This is a genomic window from Larsenimonas rhizosphaerae (genome assembly GCF_026240105.1).
GTDB lineage: Bacteria > Pseudomonadota > Gammaproteobacteria > Pseudomonadales > Halomonadaceae > Larsenimonas > Larsenimonas rhizosphaerae.
In genome coordinates, this window is record NZ_JAPIVE010000005.1 from 62,902 (window position 1) to 79,150 (window position 16,249).

At 56.9% G+C, this 16,249-nt stretch carries 13 protein-coding genes; 8 read left to right on the top strand and 5 right to left on the bottom strand.

Translation table 11 applies throughout. The features are described from left to right. Positions 1-16: 16 nt before the first annotated feature. Positions 17-2,959 (top strand): RNA polymerase-associated protein RapA, encoded by a 2,943-nt coding sequence (rapA, locus tag OQ287_RS14805; protein WP_265896951.1) that lies wholly within the window; start codon positions 17-19, stop codon positions 2,957-2,959. A 20-nt stretch (positions 2,960-2,979) separates the two neighbouring features. Here the strand turns inward: rapA and OQ287_RS14810 are convergent, their stop codons facing one another. After that, complete coding sequence (locus OQ287_RS14810; RefSeq protein WP_250939716.1) at positions 2,980-3,879, bottom strand: TIGR01777 family oxidoreductase; 900 nt, start codon at positions 3,877-3,879, stop codon at positions 2,980-2,982. A 139-nt stretch (positions 3,880-4,018) separates the two neighbouring features. On the opposite strand from OQ287_RS14810, the gene OQ287_RS14815 reads away from it, so the two are divergent. The 6 genes from OQ287_RS14815 (at position 4,019) to fabB (ending at position 9,907) form a co-directional block, all read left to right on the top strand. Beyond that, positions 4,019-5,029, top strand: coding sequence for an NAD(P)/FAD-dependent oxidoreductase (locus tag OQ287_RS14815; RefSeq protein WP_250939714.1), 1,011 nt, complete (start codon positions 4,019-4,021; stop codon positions 5,027-5,029). Between the two features lie 13 nt (positions 5,030-5,042). Further along, positions 5,043-5,423 carry a sirohydrochlorin chelatase gene (locus OQ287_RS14820; protein WP_250939712.1) on the top strand — a complete coding sequence of 127 codons (381 nt, stop codon included), beginning with the start codon at positions 5,043-5,045 and terminating at the stop codon, positions 5,421-5,423. 184 nt (positions 5,424-5,607) lie between these two features. Beyond that, positions 5,608-6,534: a MerR family transcriptional regulator gene (locus tag OQ287_RS14825; protein ID WP_265896952.1), complete on the top strand. Its 927-nt coding sequence runs from the start codon at positions 5,608-5,610 to the stop codon at positions 6,532-6,534. A 45-nt stretch (positions 6,535-6,579) separates the two neighbouring features. Continuing rightward, complete coding sequence (gene phrB, locus OQ287_RS14830; RefSeq protein WP_265896954.1) at positions 6,580-7,989, top strand: deoxyribodipyrimidine photo-lyase; 1,410 nt, start codon at positions 6,580-6,582, stop codon at positions 7,987-7,989. Positions 7,990-8,151: 162 nt separating this feature from the next. After that, a complete protein-coding gene (fabA, locus tag OQ287_RS14835; protein WP_265896956.1) occupies positions 8,152-8,667 on the top strand; it encodes a 3-hydroxyacyl-[acyl-carrier-protein] dehydratase FabA in 516 nt (171 codons plus the stop codon). 13 nt (positions 8,668-8,680) lie between these two features. Beyond that, positions 8,681-9,907, top strand: coding sequence for a beta-ketoacyl-ACP synthase I (gene fabB, locus OQ287_RS14840; protein WP_250939704.1), 1,227 nt, complete (start codon positions 8,681-8,683; stop codon positions 9,905-9,907). Positions 9,908-9,980: 73 nt separating this feature from the next. On the opposite strand, the gene OQ287_RS14845 is transcribed toward fabB, so the two are convergent. The 3 genes from OQ287_RS14845 to ssb all read right to left on the bottom strand — a co-directional run bounded on the left by OQ287_RS14845 (position 9,981) and on the right by ssb (position 12,350). Then, entirely contained in the window at positions 9,981-10,643 is a 663-nt protein-coding gene (locus tag OQ287_RS14845; RefSeq protein WP_265896957.1) for a lysophospholipid acyltransferase family protein, read from the bottom strand. 65 nt (positions 10,644-10,708) lie between these two features. Further along, positions 10,709-11,587 (bottom strand): sugar nucleotide-binding protein, encoded by an 879-nt coding sequence (locus OQ287_RS14850; protein ID WP_265896958.1) that lies wholly within the window; start codon positions 11,585-11,587, stop codon positions 10,709-10,711. 184 nt (positions 11,588-11,771) lie between these two features. Then, positions 11,772-12,350 carry a single-stranded DNA-binding protein gene (ssb, locus tag OQ287_RS14855; RefSeq protein WP_250939700.1) on the bottom strand — a complete coding sequence of 193 codons (579 nt, stop codon included), beginning with the start codon at positions 12,348-12,350 and terminating at the stop codon, positions 11,772-11,774. A 202-nt stretch (positions 12,351-12,552) separates the two neighbouring features. Here ssb and uvrA point away from each other — a divergent pair, with 202 nt between their 5' ends. Then, a complete protein-coding gene (uvrA, locus tag OQ287_RS14860; protein WP_265896959.1) occupies positions 12,553-15,384 on the top strand; it encodes an excinuclease ABC subunit UvrA in 2,832 nt (943 codons plus the stop codon). On the opposite strand, the gene OQ287_RS14865 is transcribed toward uvrA, so the two are convergent. After that, positions 15,381-16,076 carry an EAL domain-containing protein gene (locus OQ287_RS14865; protein WP_265896960.1) on the bottom strand — a complete coding sequence of 232 codons (696 nt, stop codon included), beginning with the start codon at positions 16,074-16,076 and terminating at the stop codon, positions 15,381-15,383. The two genes, uvrA and OQ287_RS14865, sit on opposite strands and share 4 nt — an antisense overlap. Positions 16,077-16,249: the final 173 nt, after the last annotated feature.

Sequence of the window (16,249 nt, forward strand, 5' to 3'; positions counted from 1 at the left end):
AGGCCCGATTAACAGCATGAGCGATTTCTCTCCCGGCCAGCGCTATATCAGCGATGGCGAAGCCGAACTTGGTCTGGGCACGATACTGAATGTCGACTTTCGAAGCGTCACGGTGCTGTTCAACGCCAGTGACGAAACCCGCACCTATTCCTCCAAGGACGCGCCCCTGACCCGGGTGGTATTCGGCAGTGGTGACCGGGTCGAATCCAGCGAAGGCTGGGTACTGACTGTAGAAGACACCAAGGAACAGCGTGGCCTGATTACCTATATCGGCGTTGATGAACAAGGCGAACTGAAAGAACTGCCCGAGCCGAAAATCAGCGACCGAATGCAGTTCCACCAGGCCCGTGACCGCCTGCTCACTGGTCAGATCGACCGCAATGACTGGTTCAACCTGCGCTATCGCAGCCTTCAGATCATGAACCGCCTTCAACGCCATCCCGCGCTGGGACTTTCCGGCCCCCGGATTGATCTGGTTCCCCACCAGCTTTTCATTGCCGATGATGTCTCACGTCGACGCCTGCCGCGCGTCCTGCTGGCTGACGAAGTGGGTCTGGGCAAGACCATCGAGGCTGGGTTGATCCTTCATCGTCTGTTGCAGACCGGCCGGGCGTCGCGCGCCCTGATTCTGGTGCCCGAGAGCCTGACGCACCAGTGGCTGGTCGAGCTGCTGCGCCGCTTCTCGATCGACGTTACCCTGCTGGACGAACAACAGTGCGCCGAACTCGACCGAGCGCAGAACCCGTTCGAAAGCCGCCAGCTGATTCTGGCCAGCCAGCAGTGGCTGTTTGCCAACCCTCACCGGCAGGCGCAGGCCACTGGCAGCCACTGGGACATGCTGATTGTCGATGAGGCGCACCACCTGGCCTGGACCCCGGAAGGCGGCGACACCGGTTACCAGACCATCGAACATCTGGCCAACGTCAGCCACGGTGTTCTGCTGCTGACGGCAACCCCTGAACAGATGGGACCCGACAGCCACTTTGCACGTCTTAAACTGCTGGACCCGCAGCGCTACCCGGACCTGGACACCTTTCAGGCCGAAGAGCAACGTTATTCCCACGTCGCCGAAGCAGTCGAGGCCCTCGATGCCTGGCCGGAAGACGCCTGCCGGCGCGATACGCTGGATGCCATTCTGGATGATGCCGATAGCCAGTCCCTGCTTGATCAGCTGGCTGCCGCCGACACGCCGGAAGACCAGACCCGGTTACGCCAGTCGCTGCGTCGCCATCTACTGGACCGCCATGGCACCGGCCGCGTGGTATTTCGCAACAGCCGCCGCCATGTTGAAGGATTTCCGGAACGTCGCCTTCACGTCCATGAGCTTGACATGCCGGCCCCGTATCAGCGGATGCTGAAAAAGCTGGACAGGGATGAGGACTACCTTGATGAGCTGCTGATTGATACCGGCCTCGATCATCCGGATGTGCTGCTGTATCTGGAAGAGACCCAGACAGCCCTCGACCGCGAGCGGATGAATGGCGATGGCACCCCCTGGTGGAAAACCGATACCCGAGTGGAATGGCTGAAACAGTGGCTGAAGCAGCATCCGGGCGAAAAGGCCCTGCTGATCTGCCATTTCGCAGATACCGCCCGTGAACTGTCTGCCGGTCTTCAGGTCCTGACCGGCCTGCATGTTCCGGTATTTCATGAAGGCATGACGCTGATCGAGCGTGACCGCGCCGCGGCTGCCTTTGCCGAACAGGATGCCAGCGAAGGCAGCCCGTTGCTGATCTGCTCGGAAATCGGCTCCGAAGGCCGTAACTTCCAGTTCTGCCATCATCTGATCATGTTCGATCTGCCGCCCCATCCGGACCAGCTGGAACAGCGCATCGGCCGGCTTGATCGCATCGGTCAGCGCTTTCCGATCGATATCCATCTGCCCATCTTCCCGGACAGCCCGATGGCTCGCCTGCTGAACTGGTACCGCGATGGCATGGATGCGTTCAGTTTTCCCCATGGGATCGGCAGTACGCTGTTTGACGAGTTCGGCGACAGGCTGGCTGACAGCCTGCTGGATGCCGATGACATTCAAGCGCTGGTCAGCGAAACACGCGAGCGCTTCGATGTTCTCATCCAGGAGCGACTGGCCGGACGAAATCGTCTGCTGGAGATGGGCTCGCAGAACCCGGCCCATGCCGAACAGATTGCCGCGCAGATCGAGGAACTGGACAACGACCCCACCCTGCCGAAGTACCTGGATCAGGCCTTCGATATCTTCGGGGTTGATACACGGGATCTGGATGGCGGACTGACCTACCTTCACCCCGGTGGCCACATGGTCGAGGGGCTGCCTGGCCTGATTCGGGGCGAGGAAGGCTTCACCATGACCCTGTCGCGTGAGACCGCCCTGAGCCGGGATGATATTCAGCGTCTGTCCTGGGAGCACCCGCTGGTTCAGGAAATGCTGTCTCACATGGCGACCGGCGCCATGGGCAATACAGCCCTCGGGCTGTTACAGCATCCCAGCATCCCGGGTGGACGTGTCATGCTGGAAGCAGTGTTCTGCACATCAACACCGGCACCATCCGGTATTCACGTCGGCCGGTTCCTCCCGCCGACCACCGTGCGAGTACTGGTGGATGAATCCGGTAATGACCTGTCCAATAGCGTGTCGTTCGGTGGACTGGCCAAGAATCTGCAGCACGTGAAGAAAGGTATTGCCCGGAACCTGATCAAGGACCGCCATGTGATGGTGCGCGAATTGATGGATCAGGCAGATACCGTCGCCGAGCGGGCCCTGTCAGGCGTAGTGCGCAAGGCCCATGAAGAAATGACACTCACCATGGACGCCGAACTGGACCGCCTGACGGCGCTGGCAGCACGGCATGGCAGCGTGCCGGAAGCAGAGCTTTCACTGCTTCGCGACGAGAAGGCACAACTGGATGACGCCATCACTCAGTCACGCCTGAGACTGGATGCGGTTCGGGTCATCCTGACCGTCGATGCCCACCAATAAGGCAGTACCGAACCGGGCCATCAGGCCCGGTTCACAATGGCCTGCAGGGCCTTTTCAAGCGTCGGGTACTCAAAGGCAAATCCGGTATGCTCAAGGCGTGCCGGTGTCATTCTTGCACCCGTCAGCAACAATCGAGACATTTCACCCATCGCGGTTTTCAACACAAATGCCGGTATGCGCCATGGCGCTGGTCGATGCAGCACTCGCGCCAGGGTTTTGGTGAACTCACGGTTGGTCACCGGATGCGGTGCACTGCTGTTGACCGGGCCTGACAAAGCCCCATCATTCAACAAATGCATGATGATACGGACTAGATCCGTTCGGTGAATCCAGGGCATGTACTGCGTCCCCGAGCCCAGCGTTGCCCCCAGTCCGCATCGATAAACCGGTAACATCGGCTTCAGCGACCCACCATCCCGATCCAGAACCAGTCCGATCCGAATAATGGCCGTTCTCACTCCCAATGCCTCGATACGCTGTGCAGCCGCTTCCCAACGGGCACACAGCTCATGGGCAAACTCCTGATGTGGAGGGGTCTGCTCGGTCACCACGGTGTCGCCCTGGTTGCCGTAATAGCCCATCGCCGACCCTGATATCAGCACCTGAGGCAAGGTGTCCCGCGCCTTGCACAAGGCTTCAAGCGACTCGGTAACACTGACCCGGCTGTCGACCAGGGTCTGCTTGCGCGATGCGGTCCACGGCCCACCGGCGATGGAGGCACCCGCCAGGTTGATGATGGCATCCAGCGGCGTATCCCTGAACGCCATCGCGTCCGAATGCGCCTCAACCTCTACGCCAATACGCTCGACAACAGATGCCGGTGTGCGCGACAGCACGTAAAGAGAATGCCCCTGTGCCTTCAAGGCCGGACACAGTGCCTGACCGACAAACCCGGTTGCACCGGTAATCAAAATATTCATGCTGCCTCCCGAAGGGCTTAAAGGGGTTGTCCCATTGCCAGACACTGTAGACCCCTGCCGTCATATTTTCTTGTACGGACTGGAATAAACCTGTACCAAACTGATACATTGAACCGATATTCAACCAGAGATACGGGTCATGATGCCGGTTCCACCCCGGATTGCGATCATCGGTGCAGGGCTTTCGGGACTGAGTGCTGCCACCACCCTTGCTGCGGACAGGCACAGCGTACAGGTGTTTGACAAGGCACGCGGCCCCGGCGGGCGTCTTGCATCACGCCACGACTCCGAAGGCGCCATCGATCTGGGTGCCCCCTGCTTCACTGCACGCAGCGATGCCTTCAAGGACAGAGTGGCGCAGTGGCTCAAGGCAGGTGTGATTGCGCCATGGCCGGTTTCGCCCTGGACACGCCGCGCCGATGGGCAACTCACTGCGTATTCGGCAGAACATCCGCGCTATGCAGCCACCCCGCGTATGAGCGCATTAACACGTCACCTGGCAGGCGGGCTCGACATCACCCTGTCAACGCGCATTACATCCATCGAAAGGATTGCCGACGAGTACTGGCTCACCTGCGAAGGCCTCGAGCGCTACGGCCCTTTTGGGCATGTTGTGCTGGCACTTCCCGCGCCGCAGGCTCAAGCGCTGTTGCCTGACGAAGAAACCGGATTGTTGTCGCAGTGTAACAGCGTCACTCTTGCACCCTCTTGGCATGCCCATTACCGGCTCGACGCTCCACTGGATGTTCCCTGGGACGCCCTGTTTTTCGAAAATGGGACGCTGTACTGGGCCTCTAGACAGGAAAGCAAGCCCGGCCGGGAGAGCGCTCCAACCCTTCGACTGATTGCTACACCGGAGTGGAGTCAGCAGCATCTGGAGCTGGCACCGGAAGACGTCGCTTGCCGCCTGAAGGCTGCCTTTATCGACATGAACATGATGCCTCGTCCGGCATTCAGGACAGCTGACGCCCACCGATGGCGTTTTGCACAGGCCACTCATTCTCTTTCACGGACATCCCCGCTCTGGAATGCACGTCATACGCTGGCGCTGTGCGGAGACTGGTGTGCGGGAAACAATGTCGAGGCGGCCTGGCTGGCCGGCCAGCGATGCGCCAGCGAACTCATCACTTACCTCACCTCTTCTTCGTGAAAGGAATTGCACAATGACTAAGGCATACATTCTGCTGGCCCATGGCTCACCAGACGAGCAGTGGCAGCAGCCGTTCCGCGATCTCGAGAAACGGCTTCAGACCCGGTCATCTGCGCAACTGCGCATGGCGTATATGGAGCTGTGTGATCCCCTGCTGGAAGATGTCGTCGCTGAGCTCCATCAGGGCGGCGCTCAGGACATCGATATCCTGCCGCTGTTTTTCGCGGTAGGCCGACATTTAAGAGAAGATGTGCCCGGACAGGTCGACGCACTTTCAATACGCTTCCCGACACTTGCCTTGAACCTGCTGCCACCGGTTGGACAACACCCGGCATTCACCGATGCCCTGATCCGCATTGTTGAAGAGGGAATTAGTGGGCAAAAGGTGGATTAATCTTGTACACTATTTGTATATTCATCTGTCACGTATAAGTTTCGCTTGTTTTATCTGGTATAGCGCATGACACAGCTCCTCAAGTTCAGGGCAAACAGCGCTCTGGCCAGGTAATATAGCCAGGGCGACGAATCGCTACTTATGACGCCAGGATGCAACGTTGTGTGAAAGGAGGCATGGAACAATGAGCGACAATCCCGTTACCTCGGCAGGTGGGCCGTTATACCCCATTCGTGAAGTGTCTCGATTGACAGGCGTCAATTCAGTCACGTTACGCGCCTGGGAGCGCCGCTATGGATTGATCCAGCCACGACGCACTCCCAAGGGGCATCGCCTGTATGCTCGAGATGATATAGAGCGAGTAGAACGTATTGTTCAATGGCTGAATCGCGGTGTGCCCGTAAGTCAGGTAGGTGACCTGCTGGATGGTGATGGCGTTCAGGAAGAGCTTGAACCCACTCCCCCCGTGACACCGGCAACGGATAACCCCGCCGGCATCGACTGGCATGACCAGGTTACAGATGCTTGCGCCCTGATCGAGCGGTTTGACGAAAAGGGTCTCGATCAGCTGTATACACATCTGTTTGGCCGCTACCCCACACTGACCGTACTCGAAAACGTATGGAAGCCGGTTGCTGATCATGTATCGCAGCAGGGTGACGATGATGTATCGCGGTTGTTTCTCGAGTCATTTCTTCGCACCCGGCTCGCACTTCGCCTGTACTACAGTAATCTCGATGTCAGTACCCCCAGGCTACTTCTGGCTCGACTGCCGGAAGAAAAGGACTCCCTGCACCTTCTTCTTGCGGCGACGCACCTGGGTGCCAGTGGTTTCCATGTGTCATTGATTGACAATGCCACCACAGACAACGTGCTGATCGGCCTGACTCAGCGTTGCCGCGCCGACGTTGTGATATTGACGGGAGGCGAGCAGCAGCCGGCCGATATGGTAGACCGTCTCAAGGAACTGACGGCAGCAATGCATGTGCCCGTCTGCCTGTCCGGGCCGGTCACTCGGCTGCATCGAAAGGCGCTTTCCTTCGGTGGACTGACATTACTGGACGACAACCCCGGTCATGGTGCGCGTACGGTAAGACAACTCGTCGACTGACCCGGCCAGACCTGAATTTTCGGACACTCTCAACAAGGAGGTTGAATGTCCGCTCGACAACTGGTGTGGTTCCGTACCGACCTGCGCACTCATGATAATTCGGCGCTGGCAGAAGCTGCACGCCAAGGTCCGGTCATCGCCGTGATTACCCTTACCCGCAAACAGTGGAAGGCTCATGGCCACGGGGATAACAAGCTTTCCTTCTGGTACCGAGGATTTTCTGCGCTGGCAGATGATCTGGATCAGTTGAATATCCCTCTCAAGGTATTGTCTCCCGACCAGTTCAGCGCATGCCCTGAAGCAGTACTCGAGCTGGCACAGTCACTCGACTGTCAGCAGCTGCATTTCAATAATGACTATGGCATTAACGAGCGTAACCGGGACGATGAAACCGTTCGACTGTTCAAGCAGGATGGGCGCACCGTTCAACGCTACGATGATGGCGTTATTATTCCTCCGGGCGACCTGCTGACTGGTAACGATGAGTATTACAAGGTCTTTACCCCATTCTACAAGGCGTGGCTGAAAGCCCTCGACCAGCAATCCCTCGACATTCACGAAGCGCCCTCTCGCCAGAAATCGCTGAAGTCCATTGACAGCGACAAGGTACCGGCACCGGACACCCCCGACGCCGTAGACAATTCGCTCTGGCCGGCGGGCACAGAGGAAGCGGAAGATCGCCTCGAGCGTTTTCTTGGCTCACGAGCCAGGCATTACAAGGACCGTCGCGATTTTCCCTTCGATCAGGCTACCAGCACCCTGTCCCCCTATCTGGCGCTGGGCATGATTTCGCCTCGCCAGTGCCTTACTGCGGCCATTCATAAAAACGGCGGCCATGCAGGCGATGGGGACAATAACCTGACCAGCTGGATCAGCGAGCTTGCATGGCGGGATTTTTACCAGCACGTTCTGGTCGGATTCCCGAAGGTGAGCAGGCATGAGCCCTTCAAGAGCGAAACACGCAACATCAAATGGCGCCAGAGCAAAAAGGACTTCAAGGCCTGGTGTGAAGGCAATACCGGCTATCCCCTGGTGGATGCCGCGATGAAGCAACTGGTTCAGACAGGCTGGATGCATAACCGTCTTCGCATGGTAACGGCCATGTTCCTGACCAAGCATCTGCTGATTGACTGGCACTGGGGGGAAGCTTTCTTCCTTGAGCACCTGGTGGATGGTGAACTGGGAGCAAACAACGGAGGATGGCAGTGGTCAGCGTCAACCGGTACCGATGCCTCCCCCTATTTCCGGATCTTCAATCCGACCACACAATCAAAGCGGTTCGATCCGGCCGGGCGATTCATCATCCATTACCTGCCGGCCCTGAGTAACCTGTCTGAAAAGCATCGCCATGAACCTACGGCCTCACAGCGCCGCGAACTCCACTATCCAGAGACCATCGTGGATCATCGCGCTGCGCGTGAACGGGCGCTGGAGACATTCAAGTCCCTGAAATAAAGCTCACCTTAACCGTGAGCGTCGAAACCGGGAGTAATTGTGTGCGATAATGCAGGGAGTGTTTCACGCCGGGCAGGCACATAGTAACGTCTGCCTTCGTCAAGTAGACTAGGACGCGCTCCAGAGACAGAGCACAATCCTTACGATTCTCGGAACGAGTCAGTGACCAAGCAACACTCTTTTACACGCGATGAATTGCTGCAATGCAGCCAGGGTGAACTTTTCGGACCTGGCAATGCCCAGCTTCCCGCGCCGAACATGCTGATGCTTGACCGCATCACTCATATCCACGAGGAAGGCGGACAGTACGGCAAGGGCGAGCTGATTGCCGAGCTGGACATCAGGCCGGACCTCTGGTTTTTTGAATGCCACTTTCCTGGCGACCCGGTAATGCCCGGCTGTCTGGGACTGGACGCCATGTGGCAGCTGGTAGGCTTTCATCTTGGCTGGCTTGGCAACCCCGGGCGCGGACGCGCTCTGGGCTGTGGCGAGGTCAAGTTTTCAGGGCAGATTCTGCCTGAAGCAAACAAGGTGACCTATCATATCAACATCAAGCGTGTTATCACGCGGCGCCTGATTCTTGGCATCGCCGATGGTACCGTCAGTGTTGATGGTCGCCCGATCTACCAGGCCAACGATTTACGTGTCGGCCTGTTCACTTCTACCTCGAATTTTTAACCGGGAGGCTCCCATGCGACGAGTGGTAGTCACCGGCCTGGGCATCGTATCCTGCCTGGGCAATGACCAGCATCAGGTTCTGGAGTCCCTCAAGCTCGGGCGCTCCGGTATTCGCTATCGTGAAGAGTACGCTGAGCGCGGCATGCGCAGCCATGTGGCCGGCGCCGTAGACATTGATATAGATGCCCACGTCGACCGAAAGCGACTTCGTTTTATGGGAGATGCGGCGGCCTATGCCTACATCTCTATGCAGCAGGCCATAGACGATGCCGGGCTGACACCGGAACAGGTGTCCAACCCGCGTACCGGGCTGATTGCCGGCTCGGGAGGCGCATCGTCTGCCAACCAGGTGGAAGCCGCTGATATCCTGCGTGAAAAGGGATTACGGCGTGTCGGCCCCTACCGTGTAACCCGCACCATGGGCAGCACGGTCTCCGCCTGCCTGGCAACACCGTTTGAAATCAAGGGTATCAACTACTCCATTTCTTCGGCCTGCTCCACATCCGCACACTGCATCGGCAGCGCCATGGAGCAGATACAGCTCGGCAAGCAGGATGTAGTCTTTGCCGGCGGTGGTGAAGAAGAGCACTGGACACTGTCCTGTCTCTTTGACGCCATGGGTGCGCTCTCCACCAGCTACAACGACACACCTGAACGTGCTTCGCGCCCTTATGATACGGCCCGCGACGGCTTTGTCATTGCCGGTGGTGGCGCCATGCTCGTGCTTGAAGAACTGGAGCATGCGCGGGCACGTGGTGCAAAAATCTACGCGGAGCTCACGGGCTACGGTGCCAACTCCGATGGCTACGACATGGTAGCGCCATCGGGTGAGGGAGCGGTTCGTTGCATGCAGCAGGCTATCGCCATGCTGGGTGACCAACACCCCAAAATTGATTACATCAATACCCATGGTACCTCTACACCGGTTGGAGACATGTCCGAACTCAAGGCCCTGCGTGCCCTGTTCGGTGATGACGTGCCGCCGCTGTCATCGACCAAATCGTTGACGGGCCACTCGCTTGGCGCCACAGGTGCACAGGAAGCCATTTACTCCCTGCTGATGATGCAGAATGACTTCATCTGCGCGTCTGCCAATCTGGATGAACAGGACCCTGATGCCCAAGGCTTTGATATTGTCAGCACATGCCGTGAGACAACATTGAACCGAGTCCTGTCAAACAGCTTCGGATTTGGTGGAACCAACGCATGCCTGATCTTTGATCGTTATCAGGACGCCTGAAGTCTACGGTAGACCAAAAAAAGCCGGTGCTTTTCAGCACCGGCTTTTTAGTGTCAGAACACGACATGCACCTTCAACCCGGAGGTGTATAAGGCACCGAAGAAATACGCTCCAGCTGATCATCGACCCATTCTTCCACTTCCGCCATGATTTCCTTGGCGGTACGACCCGAGGTATCGATAGGCGCACCGATCACAACGGTAATCATGCCAGGCTTCTTGATAAAGGTCTTTCCTGGCCAGCACTCCCCAGCATTGTGTGCCACAGGCACCACGGGAACGCCTGTATTACAGGCAATCACAGCGCCGCTTTTATTGAAACGCTTTCGCTCGCCGGCATTGACGCGCGTCCCTTCAGGAAAGATAAGGACTGACATCCCGCTCTTTAATCGCTCCACACCAACGGAAAGCACGGCACGTAGCGCCACTGAGGGCTTGGAACGATCCAGCGGTATAGGCTGCAACAGCCGAAGCCCCCAGCCAAAAATAGGCAGGTTCAGCAGCTCACGCTTGATTACAGTACACATCGAATGCTTGATGGTTTGTAAAAACAGGGTTTCCCACTCGCTTTGGTGATTGGATACAAGGACACACGGCCCATCCGGCAGCCTTCCCTGATGCTCCACCTGAAAGCGTACGCCACAGGTCATTCGTAGCCATCGAACCGTCACGTAATTATAGGTATTCAGCACGGCAAAGCGTTTTCGCAGGGGAAACAGCCTCGCGATGGGTGCCATTATTACGCCAAAAAAAAGAATGGCCAGAAAATAGCCACAGTAGAACACAAGACTTCGACACCACATCACGGTTGAGACACACCCTGTTGAGTTTGAGTTTCGCACCACTGCATCAGCAGACGTTCCAGCTCGATACGCCAGGGCCGCTGATGGATCCCGAACGTATCCAGCAGCCGCTGGCAGCTCAGCACGCGTCTGAGTGGCTGATCGTGATGATGACTCAGAGGCTTCACGTCGCCAAAATCAGCCGGCAGTCCCTGCCCTTCCAGTAGTGTCACCAGCTGCGTACGTACGACACCGCAGAAGGCATACAGGCTGACAGGTTCGATACCAGATAAATGATAACTACCCCAGCTATCTGCTCCGTATTTGAGCTGCATCAGGATACCAATCATGGCCATGGCCAGTGACTCTGCCGACGCTGGGCCAACGACAACATCTTCAGGCACGCGCACGTCATTCCCGCCTGCCAGCGTCGCAATAATATCCGGTAACCAGGCATGCTCGCCATCCAGCGCAAACAGGGGGCCGACACGAAGGATGATATGATGGGGAAGCTCTTCACGGACCCGCATTCCAGCCTCAACCAGACGGCGGAGCCCCTTGTCGATCGGATCCGGCACCAGACTTTCACTGATGGGGGTCGGGCTACCGGCCTCGAACATTTCATCACTGACGCACCAGACCAGCGGCAGGTTCTGTGCCACGCAGTGCGACAGTACCTCTTCCACCAGAGCAGCATGGGCCACCACCTCAGCCGGTGTAGCCGAGGCAGGATGAGACAGCGGCGGAACAATCACGGCATCACACTGCTCAAACACCCACCCCTTCTGCTGCAGCGCAGAGATTTCATGAGTCTCAACGACAATATCGGCGCGCCTGCGTCCCTCTCGGGCCAGCGCACGGCTAAGGCAATGGGATGCTCCAAGAACGAGAAATTTCACACAATCCCTTTTATTGACGGTTCCAAACGACAAGGCTGTCATACGCCCAGGACATGAAAACTCCTACTATACGCCGCTGCATCAGCACTGTCGTTAGCCATCAGGCCCCGCACAAGCTGCTCGCATTGATGCAAAAAGGCCATGCCGGAAGCATGGCCTTTTCACTACGGCATATCCCTGTTCATCAGAACGGGATCTCGTCATCAAAATCGTCAAACCCGCCCGGCTGAGGAGCATTGTTCTGTGCCGGTGCCGGCTGAGCCGGAGCTCGCTGACCGGAAGGCTGATTGCCCTGCTGGCCATAGTTGCCCTGGCCACCCCCCTGTTGACCGTAATTGCCCTGAGGTGCCGGCTGCTGGCGAGCGGGCTGCTGGTTCTGGCCATACCCACCACCCTGCCCCTGATCGTAATCGCCACCCTGGCCTCCACGACCATCAAGCATCTGCATGTCGTTGGCCACGATTTCAGTGCTGTAACGATCCTGCCCATTCTGATCCTGCCACTTGCGTGTTTGCAGGCGGCCTTCAATATAGACCTTGGAGCCTTTCTTGACGTACTGCTGGGCGACTTCAGCCAGTTTGTTGAACAGCACGACACGGTGCCACTCGGTACGCTCCTGACGCTGACCGGTCTGGCGATCATTCCAGGTATCAGACGTTGCCAGGTTAAGATTCGCGACCGCGGTACCGGACGGGGTAAAGCGCACTTCCGGATCCTGACCCAGATTGCCGATCAAAATAACCTTGTTTATTCCACGAGCCATGAAGGCCTCCCTCGTTACTGGCGCCCCGCGCCATCATGGTGAACTTGCTGCCGCGCCGCGCTGAGCGGCTACCTAAATCAACCTGTCAGTTTATCATCACTGACATATAAACGCGCCCTTCGTAAAGATTACCTGCCCGGCTTTGCTGCCTGGTGCCTCCCCCTCCTATACTGGAGGTTTTACCTCGGCCGAGAAGCGATTTATGGACCAGATTCTGGTACGCGGTGCTCGCACCCATAACCTGAAAAACATTGATGTAGATCTTCCTCGCGACAGGCTGATTGTCATTACCGGGCTTTCCGGCTCAGGCAAGTCCTCGCTGGCCTTTGATACGCTCTATGCCGAAGGGCAACGGCGCTACGTTGAATCCCTCTCAACCTACGCACGCCAGTTTCTATCCATGATGGAAAAACCGGACATTGACCATATTGAAGGTCTGTCCCCCGCCATCTCGATCGAACAGAAATCCACATCACACAACCCACGCTCCACCGTAGGGACCATCACCGAGATCTATGACTATCTGCGACTGCTCTATGCCCGCGCTGGTACACCACGCTGCCCCGAGCATGGCACGGATCTTTCGGCGCAAACCATTTCGCAGATGGTGGACCAGGTCGTTGCCCTGCCGGAAGGCACCCGCGCCATGTTACTGGCCCCAGTGGTCAGTGGTCGCAAGGGTGAACATCTCCAACTGATTGCCGAGTTACGCTCTCAGGGCTTTGTTCGGGCCATGATCGACGGCCAGATTCTGGAACTTGATGATGTCCGCACACTGGAAAAGAACAAGAAGCATGATATCAGCGTGGTGGTTGACCGGCTGAAAGTACGTGAAGACATTCAGCAACGTCTGGCAGAGTCCTTTGAAACCGCTCTGAACCTCTCTGATGGCAGCGCGCTGCTTCATTTCATGGATGGCGAACAGGAAGATCTGGTATTTTCATCGCGATTTGCCTGTCCTGTCTGCGGTTACTCGATTTCAGAGCTTGAACCGCGAATGTTTTCCTTCAACAATCCTGCCGGGGCATGCCCCAGCTGTGACGGTCTGGGCAACCACCAGTTCTTTGATCCGGAAAAGTTGATCCGTCAACCGGAGCTGTCGTTGGCTGAAGGGGTCATCAAAGGCTGGGACAGGCGTAGCGTGTACTATTTCTCGCAGCTTGAAGCTGTAGCCAAGCACTATGGCTTTGCACTCGAAACGCCCTGGAATGAGCTCGACAATGCAGTGCAGCGTACAGTGCTTCATGGCAGCGGCCGGGAAGAAGTGCCGTTCAGCTATGTCAACGACCGTGGTCGCAAGATAGAGCGAAAGCATGCCTTTGAAGGCATTTTGCCCAACATGGAGCGACGCTATCGCGAAACCGAATCGAACATGGTCCGTGAAGACCTGGCCAAACTGCTGTCAATACAACCCTGCCCGACCTGTCATGGCACCCGGCTACGCAAGGAGGCTCGCCATGTATTTGTGGCAGAACGGCCCTTGCCTGACATCGTGCGCGACCCCATTGGTGAGTGTCTGACATTCTTCGAGCAACTGGAATTGCCTGGACGCAAGGGTGAAATCGCACTCAAGATTCTTAACGAAATTACCAGCCGACTTCAGTTTCTAGCCAACGTCGGTCTCGACTACCTGACACTTGAACGAAGTGCCGACACCCTTTCAGGCGGTGAGGCGCAGCGCATACGTCTGGCCAGCCAGATCGGTGCAGGCCTTGTAGGTGTCATGTATATACTGGATGAACCCTCGATCGGACTGCACCAGCGCGACAATGACCGCCTTCTGAAAACCCTTGAGCGGCTTCGCGATCTAGGCAATACCGTCATCGTGGTCGAGCATGACGAAGATGCCATCCGGGCGGCAGACCACGTCGTTGATATCGGGCCAGGCGCCGGCGTGCATGGTGGCAAAATCGTGTCGCAGGGCACACCAGAGCATATTATTCAGGATACGAACTCATTGACCGGCCAGTATCTATCCGGACAACGCCGAATCGAGATCCCCCCCCATCGAAAGCCGGCACATCCCGACCAGCAGCTTCACCTACGGGGAGCCAGCGGCAATAACCTGACCGATGTAGACCTTACCCTGCCACTGGGCATGTTTGTCTGTGTGACCGGGGTCTCCGGCTCAGGCAAGTCAACCCTGATCAACGGCACCCTGATGCCCATCGCGGCGCGTGAGCTGAATCGGGCCACCACTCTCAAGCCGGCGCCCTATACCTCCATTGAAGGCCTGGAGCTGCTGGACAAGATCATAGATATCGACCAAAGCCCGATCGGGCGGACACCTCGCTCGAACCCGGCGACTTATACCGGCATCTTCACACCCATTCGTGAATTATTTGCAGGTACGGAAGAAGCTCGCTCACGTGGCTACAAGCCTGGCCGCTTTTCCTTCAACGTAAAAGGCGGCCGGTGCGAAGCCTGTCAGGGAGAGGGGCTGATCAAGGTCGAGATGCACTTTTTACCGGATATCTACGTCCCTTGCGACGTCTGCAAGGGGAAGCGGTATAACCGCGAGACACTAGATATTCAGTACAAGGGCAAGAATATTCACGAAGTGCTGGAAATGACAATTGAGGACGCACTGACATATTTCAGTCCCGTACCGGCAATTGCCAGACGGCTTCAAACGCTGATGGATGTCGGCCTGTCCTACGTCAAGCTGGGCCAAAGCGCTACCACCCTCTCAGGCGGTGAAGCTCAGCGCGTCAAGCTTGCTCGGGAACTGGCCAAACGGGATACCGGCAAGACGCTGTACATTCTTGATGAGCCCACAACAGGATTGCACTTCGAGGACATCAGGCAGTTACTGGGCGTATTGCATCGCCTGCGTGATCAGGGCAATAGCGTGGTAGTGATCGAACATAATCTGGACGTCATTAAAACCGCAGACTGGCTGATTGACCTTGGGCCCGAAGGTGGATCGGGCGGTGGTCGAATTATCGCAGAGGGAACGCCGGAACAGATTGCAGCAACGAAGGCATCCTATACCGGCCATTTCCTTCGTCCATTGCTGGAGCGTGGCTACTAGCAGCCCACCCAGTCAGGCCAGTAGACATCAGGCAGCCCATCAACTGCTGGCCTGGCAAAAAAATATCCCTGCTGAAGACGGATGCCACGCTGATACAGCCAATGGGCATCCTCTTCGGCTTCGACACCTTCCGCCACAACGTTTATGTGCTCAGCCGATGCAAGAGACAGCATCGCATCAACGATATTCTGTTTAGTCGTACTACCGCAAACCCCTCCTATCAATGAGCGATCCAGCTTCAGATAGTCCGGGTGCATATAGGTCAACGTCTCAAGGTTTGAATTGCCTGCGCCAAAGTCATCCAGCGCTACAGCCAGCCCCATCTGGCGATACATCGAAACGATATGCGCCAGATGTGCCTGATCCCTGACATGTTCGGTTTCAGTAATCTCGAAAATGATATTACGTAGATCCCAGCCGAGGCGGCGCGCAGTGGCAATGGTAGACGCGAGACAGGCCTCGGGCTCATAAACAGCATTGGGCATGAAATTGATGGACACTGGAACCGTGCTGCCAAGGGCAGCAATTTGCCTGAGTGACTGTGTGCGGCAGCGCTGATCAAATTGATAAATATTCTTTTCATCGACTTGAGCCAGTACATCGCCGGCACCCTCACCATTTACACCCCTTACCAGGGCTTCATGAGCATGCACATGACCACTGCCAAGATCCACAATGGGCTGAAATGCCATGACAATGTCAAAACCTAGGGGCTGATGACACAGGCACTGTGCCGGAGCTACACATGACATGCACGTTTCCTGTCCAGTGAAGAAGATAATCCCTGCAGGATAATATCGACAAACAGTACTTCAACTGTAAAAGAGAAACACCAGCGCACAAAAAAACCGGCCACAAGGGCCGG

Bases quoted from the DNA above. Each gene is read 5' to 3' on its own strand.
- rapA (WP_265896951.1), top strand. From the start codon at position 17: ATGAGCGATTTCTCTCCCGGCCAGCGCTATATCAGCGATGGCGAAGCC.
- OQ287_RS14810 (WP_250939716.1), bottom strand. From the start codon at position 3,879: ATGAATATTTTGATTACCGGTGCAACCGGGTTTGTCGGTCAGGCACTG.
- OQ287_RS14815 (WP_250939714.1), top strand. From the start codon at position 4,019: ATGATGCCGGTTCCACCCCGGATTGCGATCATCGGTGCAGGGCTTTCG.
- OQ287_RS14820 (WP_250939712.1), top strand. From the start codon at position 5,043: ATGACTAAGGCATACATTCTGCTGGCCCATGGCTCACCAGACGAGCAG.
- OQ287_RS14825 (WP_265896952.1), top strand. From the start codon at position 5,608: ATGAGCGACAATCCCGTTACCTCGGCAGGTGGGCCGTTATACCCCATT.
- phrB (WP_265896954.1), top strand. From the start codon at position 6,580: ATGTCCGCTCGACAACTGGTGTGGTTCCGTACCGACCTGCGCACTCAT.
- fabB (WP_250939704.1), top strand. From the start codon at position 8,681: ATGCGACGAGTGGTAGTCACCGGCCTGGGCATCGTATCCTGCCTGGGC.
- OQ287_RS14845 (WP_265896957.1), bottom strand. From the start codon at position 10,643: ATGGCACCCATCGCGAGGCTGTTTCCCCTGCGAAAACGCTTTGCCGTG.
- ssb (WP_250939700.1), bottom strand. From the start codon at position 12,350: ATGGCTCGTGGAATAAACAAGGTTATTTTGATCGGCAATCTGGGTCAG.
- uvrA (WP_265896959.1), top strand. From the start codon at position 12,553: ATGGACCAGATTCTGGTACGCGGTGCTCGCACCCATAACCTGAAAAAC.
- OQ287_RS14865 (WP_265896960.1), bottom strand. From the start codon at position 16,076: ATGGCATTTCAGCCCATTGTGGATCTTGGCAGTGGTCATGTGCATGCT.